Below are 7948 nucleotides of genomic sequence, written 5' to 3'. Positions count from 1 at the left end.
TATATTATTTATTATTTTTTTGTGCCCTTCAAAAATTTATATTTAATTAATCAATTAAGTAGTTCAAATTACCCTATTTTTGAAAAACTCTTGACGGTTATGTTTTTATTGTTTAAAGTTTAAAACAATTCTTACAACAATTAAATAGCACATCACTTTCTTATCTAGAGAAACCGAGGGATCAGGCCCTATGACGTTTCGGCAACAGGTTCAAATCTTTGAATACTGTGCCAACTCCTGCAAGCGCAATGCTTGAAAGATGAGAAAAGTTGGCTTTTTCGTAAATTTTGGAGAGCTTTCTTTTTCTTATCGTTTTTAGATAAGAACAAGGAAGCTCTCTTTTTCTCGTGATAGAAAGGTAGATGACTATCTTTTGTCTGTAACGAACCAATGATGTATGAGGAGGTAATTTGAATGATCGAGTTTAAAAATGTTTCCAAGACCTTTCGTCTTGGCAAGCGGGAGGTGCATGCAGTAAAAGATGTTTCTCTAAAAATAAAAGAAGGTGAGATATTTGGCATCATAGGTTTTAGTGGTGCGGGAAAGAGTACGCTGCTCCGACTAGTTAATATGCTTGAACGTCCTTCTGCAGGCTCTGTATTTATTCAGAATATCGATGTCAAATCATTGACTTCCAAACAGTTACGAGCTAGACGAAGAAATATTGGAATGATTTTTCAAAACTTTAATTTGTTCCACTCTCGCACAGTTGGCGGAAATATCGCTTACCCTCTAAAGCTAGCAGGCTTGAGTAAAAGTGAAATTACAAAAAGGGTGAACGAACTTCTTAGCTTTGTCGGGCTCTCTGATAAAGAGAAAGATTATCCAAGCCAGTTGTCTGGTGGACAGAAACAACGCGTTGGTATTGCTCGGGCACTTGCTACCTCACCTGATATTCTCATTTGTGACGAAGCAACTTCTGCATTGGATCCAGAAACTACTGCAGAAATTCTTCGCTTACTAAAAAAAGTGAACAAGGAATTTGGAATTACCATTTTGTTAATCACACATGAAATGCACGTCATTCAGTCCATTTGCGATCGAGTAGCTGTAATGGAAAATGGAGAGGTTATTGAATCAGGAGACGTATTCGATGTGTTTACGGATCCACAGCATCTTACCTCTCAGCGCTTTATACGGTCTGTACAACAGGATCTACCTTCTCCTCAAATTTTAGAGGATTGGCGCTCTCGTGGAGGCAACGGCTTTTATCGAGTAATCTTCAAGGGCGATGTAACAAATAAAGCCATTTTATCTCAAGTAACTCAGAAGCATCGCGTTCATTTCAATATTGTTTATGGATCTATTCGAGAGTTACAGGAAAGGCTTTTTGGAGATTTAATCGTGTCTTTTGAAGGCGACATCGTTGCAATACAAAGTGCTATTAATGAGCTAGAGACAATCGTTGACATTCAGGAGGTGGCAAAGCATGAAAGTTGATTGGAGTACTTTCTGGCCGAGGATTGTAGAAGCTACTGGGGAAACCATTATTATGGTTATTGCCACTTTAATATTTGGTTCAATTTTAGGAATAACGATTGGACTTCTATTATTCGTAACACGAGAAAGAAACATTTTAGAAAATAAAATTGTTTTTCAGTTGTTAAATATATTGATTAATATTATTCGTCCAATCCCCTTTATCATTTTCTTAGTAGCTATATCTCAGGTCACTAGATTTGTAATGGGAACAACAATTGGTACTGCAGCCGCCATTTTTCCAATGACGATTGTCGCCAGCTTTTCTATAGCTCGAGTTGTGGAAAATAACTTAGTAAGCATAGATCCTGGGGTAATTGAAGCAGCGCAAGCGATGGGTGCAAGTCCATTGCGAATTATATTTACCGTTTTAATACCTGAAGCTCTTGGACCCCTTATTCTCGGCTTAACATTTATAACTGTTAGCTTAATAGACTTTTCTGCTGTAGCAGGGACAGTCGGTGGAGGCGGGCTAGGTCATGTAGCAATGACCTATGGATATCAGCGATTTGAGGGAAGTGTTATGCTCGTAACCGTTGTTATACTCATCGTTTTAGTTCAGCTTGCCCAGTGGTTAGGAAATGCATTATCTAAAAAATTCATCAGACGATAGGAGAATAGATATGAAAAAAATTAGTTTATTAGTAATTGCTCTTTTGGCAGCAATAGTCTTAGCAGCTTGTAACGACTCTTCAGCTGCTTCAGACAAAGATACAGTTAAGGTGAAAATTGGTGTGAATGGCTCTGATGGTGCCCAGTGGCCGGTTTTAAAGGAGAAAGCAGCTAAAGAAGGTATAGAAATTGAGTTAATCGAGTTTGCAGACTACACTTTACCCAATAATGCCTTAGCACAGGGAGATATCGATTTAAATGCCTTCCAACATATTTCCTTCCTATCTCAATACGTAAAGGAAAGTGGAAATGACCTTGTTCCAATTGGTTCAACCATGTTTGCTCCTCTTGGCGTTTATTCGGAAAAAATTAAAGACATTAGTGAAATCAAAAAAGGCGATAAAATTGCGATCCCAGATGACCCATCTAACCAGGCTCGTGCACTTCGTTTGTTAGAGTCTGCTGATTTAATCACACTTTCAGATAGCTTCGGGCTTTTTGGAGATCCAAGCGGCATTGTCGAAAACCCATTGAACTTAGATATTATTCCGATGGTTGCCCAGCAAACACCACGAGTGTTGCCCGACGTAACTGCTTCTATTATCAATAACGGTGTTGCCGGTCAGGCTGGCTTCTCACCTGGTGAGGACCCTATATACAAAGAAGAAGGAAAGGATGAATCCATCTATCCTTATGTCAACACAATAGTAGCCCGTGGAGAAGATAAAAATAACGAAACATACACACGTATTGTCGAATTATATCAAGAAGAAGATATCCAAAAAGTAATCACCGAGGATACAAAAGGCGGATCCGCATTAGTTATTTTAACGCAGGAACAACTAGATAAAACATTTGAAGATCTAATCAAATAAAAAATAGGAGGAATACAGATGAGTATTGTAAAAGAACCAAAGGAATTATTGCTAAAGTCAATTGAGGAAAACAAAGAATTATACGTGCAGGTCAGTCAGGAAATCCATAATAACCCTGAAATCGGCAACCAGGAGTTCTTCGCTAGTGCAAAACATGTAAAGCTACTACGTGACGCCGGTTTCGAGGTAACTACCGCTGTTGCTGGGCATGAAACATCTTTCTACGCTATAAAAAAGGGAGCTAAAGAAGGGCCAACCGTCGCTTATCTTGCAGAGTATGATGCCCTTCCAGGACTAGGTCACGCTTGCGGGCATAATATTATCGGAACAACGAGCGTTGCTGCTGGAATTGCCTTAGCAGAGGCCCTCCCTCTTACAGGAGGAAATGTAGTCGTTCTTGGGACTCCCGCTGAGGAAGGTGGACCCAATGGAAGTGCAAAAGGAAGTTTTGTGAAACACGGTTTCCTTAAGGACGTTGATGTTGCACTAATGATTCACCCTTCTGGCAAGACTTCTTTAACTGGTGAAACACTTGCCGTGGATCCATTAGATTTTCATTTCCATGGGAAAGCAGCACATGCATCTGGATCTCCAGAGAAAGGAATAGACGCTTTAGACGCTGTCATTCTTTTATTCAATGGCATTAATGCCCTTCGTCAGCAGCTTCCAAGCAATGTACGTATCCACGGAATCATCACCCACGGTGGCGATGCTCCAAACATCATTCCTGACTACGCTTCTGCTCGCTTTTATATCCGAGCTGAAAGCTGGAAGAAAACAGAGGAAGTAGCTGAAAAAGTGCATGCTATTGCAAATGGCGCAGCACTTGCAACAGGAGCCTCCGTACGAATTGAGCGATTCCAAAACGAGGTTCAGGACTTTGTATTAAATTCTAAATTAGATGAAATCCTTCATGAAGAGCTTGAAGCAGTCGGAGAGTTTGTCCATACAGAAAAACGAAAAGGCAAAGGATCAACAGACGCTGGTAACATCAGCTATGCTGTACCTACTGCCCATCCACATATTAAAATTGGTCCAGATGATTTAGTAGGTCACACCATCGAGTTCCGTGAAGCGGCCAAATCCCAGCTTGGTGACGAAGCACTAATTAAGGGAGCTAAGGCTCTAGCCAATACCGGCTATCGCATCCTAACTGATGCTGAACTGCTTCACAACGTACGAAAGGAATATGAAGAAGCGCTAGCTAAGAAGCAAGATTGAGCTGAATACCTGATTCGGTGAATGAAAGCCTATGGTGAAGTGTTGAAGTTTTGGCATTTCGATAGAAGTGTTGCGGGAATGACTTTAAGTGTTGCGCTTACGATTTAAAGTGTTGCACCTATCCAAGTATCTCACTTTACCAATTGACTTCCTCTTGCCCCCTGTTTGAGGAAGTCTACTTAACTATTACTTTCAATCAACTCGATGGATAAAAAAAATCCGCCCTTTATGGGGCGGATTTTTTGTCGCGTGCTTTCATATAGCTGGCATACCAAAATCCAAATGTCAGAGATGCAGCATCTAATATATAAATCCACCAACGATGAGTATAGCCTGCATACACAGATGCCGCGAACAGAGCAACTGTTAGTAGCAAGGCCACATATCGATTAAAGGTAATTCGAGTAAAAAGCACAACTAACAAAGCAGGTGCAACAATCGCAAGTATCACTTGTGTTGGTATAGATAAAGTTTCCATTGTTTCTCCTACCTTACTAAGATTAATCCTAGTCTGTAATGGTCATGTCTAAACAAAACATGCTGTCTCAATCGAAGCTCTCCATTATGATCCAATACTTCTAATCTACAATGGGCTGCATTGATTTGAACGGCTTCATACAGTTCTTGCTCATCTGTTACTTTTTGTCCGTTTACCTTAACGATACATTCTCCAATTTTTAAGCCCATCTTTTCTGCTGGAGAGTCGGAAAGCACACCAGCAATCATTACCCCATTCGATTGCGGAGACACAGCAAAGGAGCCATTACGCTCTCTTCTATACTCAATAAAGGATATTACTAGTCTTCCTATTACTCCCAACGCCAAAGCTATTAGACTGATAAGTGGTTCTATATAGCCTACCGCTGCTACAACTGTCACGATTATTCCTAATTGCCAAACCCTTTTACCGTACATAGGGAAAAATTTCTCTGCCAGTGAATGTCTGCTTTTTTGTTGAAAGCCTATTACAAAAGGAAACAATATTAAAGAAAATGTAGACTCTCCTAAAGTAAACTGTGGCCAGAACGGCAGATAAGTATGTATAACATCTCCAGGTATGACTAATAGAATTGGTAACAACCAAAGTCGTTTAGTTACATATTCCATTGCCTCGCTGCCTCTTGCCGTTTTAACCAATCTAGGCGAAGCGTTAGTCGCCCCATGCTTTTGGATAATAAAACCCTCTGCTATCAGCAATAAACCTGCTAAAATAGCAATTGGAACAATGACTTGTCCATCTATATCTTGTCCAACAATTTCCCATGAAAATATTTCATAAGACCAATCATAGAAAAACATGATATAAAAAGTAGCTACCGCTAAGGCAATTGCATAAATTGCAGAACCGACCTGATACATAAAGAGTAGAACAAATAAAATCATCCATACACTATAAACTAATAACCAACTGGACGGTATAACCAATCCAACCGCTACACTAATTACAGATATAATAATTGCCCATACATAACCATCTAGCAAAAAATGCTTGGCCTCTGTCCAACCCCAAAGTATTCTCGCTCGAAATTGTTTTCTCTCTCTCTTCACCCGAAAGTATCCGATTAATACAGAAAAAAGAAGTGTTATATAAACAGCTGGATGAAGGAAGAAACGTCCAATCCCTTTTGCCAATTCTATTAATATTTCTTGTACCATACGAATCCTCCTCGCTTACAACATAGTGTTCCTATTATTGTAACAAACGAGGAGAACTTCCGTATAGGTTTATTGTCTCAAGTTACTTATTTAAGGTGTGAATTATATAACTTACACCCATTTGAAGCTGCTGATCATTCTCTTTGCGTGCCTTATACTCATTAATTGTGTTCGTTAAGTCCTGAAAGAACGTCTCATCTAGCTTCGAATTAATTTCTAGTTTATTTTGCTCTCTATATTTATCTATGGCTTCAACAGTAGCTTCATCAAAATAACCGTCCTTGCGTGATATATTGTAGCCTAATCCACTAAGAATTTGTTGTACGTACTTAATTTCATCTCCATAATCTCCTTGGTGGAACTCACCATGATAATATTTAATATCTGTGTTGAATAACTCATCCTGCTCTACCTTCAAATCTGCCTCTATCCCCTTATGATGAATCCATTGTTGCTTTGGAGTTAACCATTTATGGGTAGAAATTTTTAACTTTCCACCATTAGATAAAGGGTGTGTCTCTTGAACTGTACCTTTACCAAAGCTTGTTTCCCCTACAATCATGGCACGTTCATTGTCTTTTAACGCACCAGCCAAAACTTCACTAGCAGAAGCACTACCCCCATTTTGCAACAATACAACCGGTAGCTTGTTCAGGTAAGGGGTGTCCTTATTTACCGTATTCAACGTTTCTAAAACACCTTTAGCATCTTGCATGTACGCAAATGTACTTCCATTTTGTAGAAGGGTTCCTATAATAGAAGAAACGCTAAATAAATAACCTCCAGGATTACCTCGGACATCCACAACTAGTCCGTGTATTCCACGCTCTACTAACGCTTTTGTTTGTTTTTCCCACTCTTCTGCCGTTTTCTCTCCGAAAATTGTGATAGTAACAATACCGATAGATTTTCCGTCAACCTCTAGTACTTCACTGGAAACAGTATGCAACGCGATTGTCTCTCGTTTCATATGTAACTCTACATGACGATTTTCGCTTGGACGATAAATCGTCATTTTAAGACTGCTACCTTTGTCACCACTTAATAATCGAACTAATTCAGCCATAGATTTCCCATCTACTCGTTCACTGTTCACCCGCACGATTTCATCCTGAGGCTTCAAACCTGCTTTATAAGCTGGAGAATCTTTAATGGGAGCAACAACAATAAACTTACCGCCGGAATTCATAATTTCTACACCAATACCAACCCGTTCTTCAGCTAAAGAAGATTCTTGTGTCTCCGCTTCCTCTTTCGTTAAATACGAAGAATGTGGATCTTCTAAAGCTTCAGCCATACCTCTAATTGCACCCTCTACTAATAACTTTTCATTCTTCGAGAAAACAGCCTCTTTTTTTATTAACTGATACGCTTCATCAATCACTTGACTACTACTAACGTTACTTTTCTCTGGCTCTGACGATTTTCCAGACATCCATAAATACCCTAATACCAACACAATGACTAAAATGAATCCAAATAAAATAATCCGATTTTTGCGCAAGTTCAACCTCCTAGTTTTCCACTAATATATGTGAAGAAAACGAAGTTTAATACTTGCCCAAAAATCAGATTCTTATTTTAGTTTATCGACATAATCTATCATCATTTGCTCATCCATAGGACCTACTATCTTATTTTGAATGATACCGTTAGTATCGATCATGTATGTAGTTGGAATAGGAATTATCTTGTACGCATTTTCTACTAGGCCATCCTCGTCCAAGGGTATTGGAAAGGTCAGACCATAATCATCGACAAAGGAAGTAACCTTATCTAATCCATGATCATTGCTAGTAAGGTTGACTGCTAAGATCTCCACATTATCTTCATCCGTCATATCCTCGTAAAAGTTTTGCATATGCGGCATTTCTGCCTTACAAGGCGGACACCACGATGTCCAAAAATTTAACACTACTTTTTTCCCTTTATAATCAGATAACGAAACTTCTTTACCATCCAATGTGGTTAAAGTAAAATCTGGCGCACTATCTCCTTTACCAGTCCCTTTGTTTGCTGGGTTTTCAGCCATATCTGTCCCCATTTGCTCCCCTTCAAAAGGATCTTCCTTTTCATCAATATTTTTTTTTACAAATGATATAGTA

Annotated in this window: 8 protein-coding genes and 1 riboswitch; of the genes, 4 read left to right on the top strand and 4 right to left on the bottom strand. The window is 39.2% G+C overall.

The window, feature by feature from the left end:
• Positions 1-157: 157 nt before the first annotated feature.
• Positions 158-266, top strand: a riboswitch (SAM riboswitch).
• Positions 267-414: 148 nt separating this feature from the next.
• The 4 genes from AC06OU_RS05495 to AC06OU_RS05480 are packed head-to-tail and all read left to right on the top strand — an operon-like array spanning position 415 to position 4187.
• The gene (locus AC06OU_RS05495) at positions 415-1440 is read left to right on the top strand and encodes a methionine ABC transporter ATP-binding protein (protein WP_475854483.1); all 1026 of its coding nucleotides are present in this window, start codon (positions 415-417) and stop codon (positions 1438-1440) included.
• On the top strand, positions 1430-2092 hold the full coding sequence (locus AC06OU_RS05490; RefSeq protein WP_475854482.1) for a methionine ABC transporter permease: 663 nt from the start codon (positions 1430-1432) through the stop codon (positions 2090-2092). Before AC06OU_RS05495 ends, AC06OU_RS05490 begins: the two co-directional genes overlap by 11 nt.
• Positions 2093-2102: 10 nt before the next feature.
• Positions 2103-2966, top strand: a complete 864-nt coding sequence (locus AC06OU_RS05485; RefSeq protein ID WP_475854480.1) for a MetQ/NlpA family ABC transporter substrate-binding protein — start codon at positions 2103-2105, stop codon at positions 2964-2966.
• A gap of 18 nt (positions 2967-2984) precedes the next feature.
• The gene (locus AC06OU_RS05480; RefSeq protein ID WP_475854479.1) at positions 2985-4187 is read left to right on the top strand and encodes a M20 family metallopeptidase; all 1203 of its coding nucleotides are present in this window, start codon (positions 2985-2987) and stop codon (positions 4185-4187) included.
• Positions 4188-4413: 226 nt separating this feature from the next.
• Here the strand turns inward: AC06OU_RS05480 and AC06OU_RS05475 are convergent, their stop codons facing one another.
• The 4 genes from AC06OU_RS05475 to AC06OU_RS05460 all read right to left on the bottom strand — a co-directional run bounded on the left by AC06OU_RS05475 (position 4414) and on the right by AC06OU_RS05460 (position 7944).
• Positions 4414-4665: a CsbA family protein gene (locus AC06OU_RS05475; protein ID WP_169361045.1), complete on the bottom strand. Its 252-nt coding sequence runs from the start codon at positions 4663-4665 to the stop codon at positions 4414-4416.
• Positions 4666-4673: 8 nt separating this feature from the next.
• Entirely contained in the window at positions 4674-5843 is a 1170-nt protein-coding gene (locus AC06OU_RS05470; RefSeq protein ID WP_475854477.1) for a PDZ domain-containing protein, read from the bottom strand.
• An 82-nt stretch (positions 5844-5925) separates the two neighbouring features.
• The gene (locus AC06OU_RS05465; RefSeq protein ID WP_475854476.1) at positions 5926-7347 is read right to left on the bottom strand and encodes a S41 family peptidase; all 1422 of its coding nucleotides are present in this window, start codon (positions 7345-7347) and stop codon (positions 5926-5928) included.
• A 72-nt stretch (positions 7348-7419) separates the two neighbouring features.
• Entirely contained in the window at positions 7420-7944 is a 525-nt protein-coding gene (locus AC06OU_RS05460) for a redoxin domain-containing protein (RefSeq protein WP_475854485.1), read from the bottom strand.
• Between the last annotated feature and the right edge of the window lie 4 nt (positions 7945-7948).

The organism is Psychrobacillus sp., assembly GCF_056205495.1.
This window is presented reverse-complemented; position numbering and strand designations above follow the sequence as displayed.

Bases quoted from the DNA above. Each gene is read 5' to 3' on its own strand.
- AC06OU_RS05495 (WP_475854483.1), top strand. From the start codon at position 415: ATGATCGAGTTTAAAAATGTTTCCAAGACCTTTCGTCTTGGCAAGCGG.
- AC06OU_RS05490 (WP_475854482.1), top strand. From the start codon at position 1,430: ATGAAAGTTGATTGGAGTACTTTCTGGCCGAGGATTGTAGAAGCTACT.
- AC06OU_RS05485 (WP_475854480.1), top strand. From the start codon at position 2,103: ATGAAAAAAATTAGTTTATTAGTAATTGCTCTTTTGGCAGCAATAGTC.
- AC06OU_RS05480 (WP_475854479.1), top strand. From the start codon at position 2,985: ATGAGTATTGTAAAAGAACCAAAGGAATTATTGCTAAAGTCAATTGAG.
- AC06OU_RS05475 (WP_169361045.1), bottom strand. From the start codon at position 4,665: ATGGAAACTTTATCTATACCAACACAAGTGATACTTGCGATTGTTGCA.
- AC06OU_RS05470 (WP_475854477.1), bottom strand. From the start codon at position 5,843: ATGGTACAAGAAATATTAATAGAATTGGCAAAAGGGATTGGACGTTTC.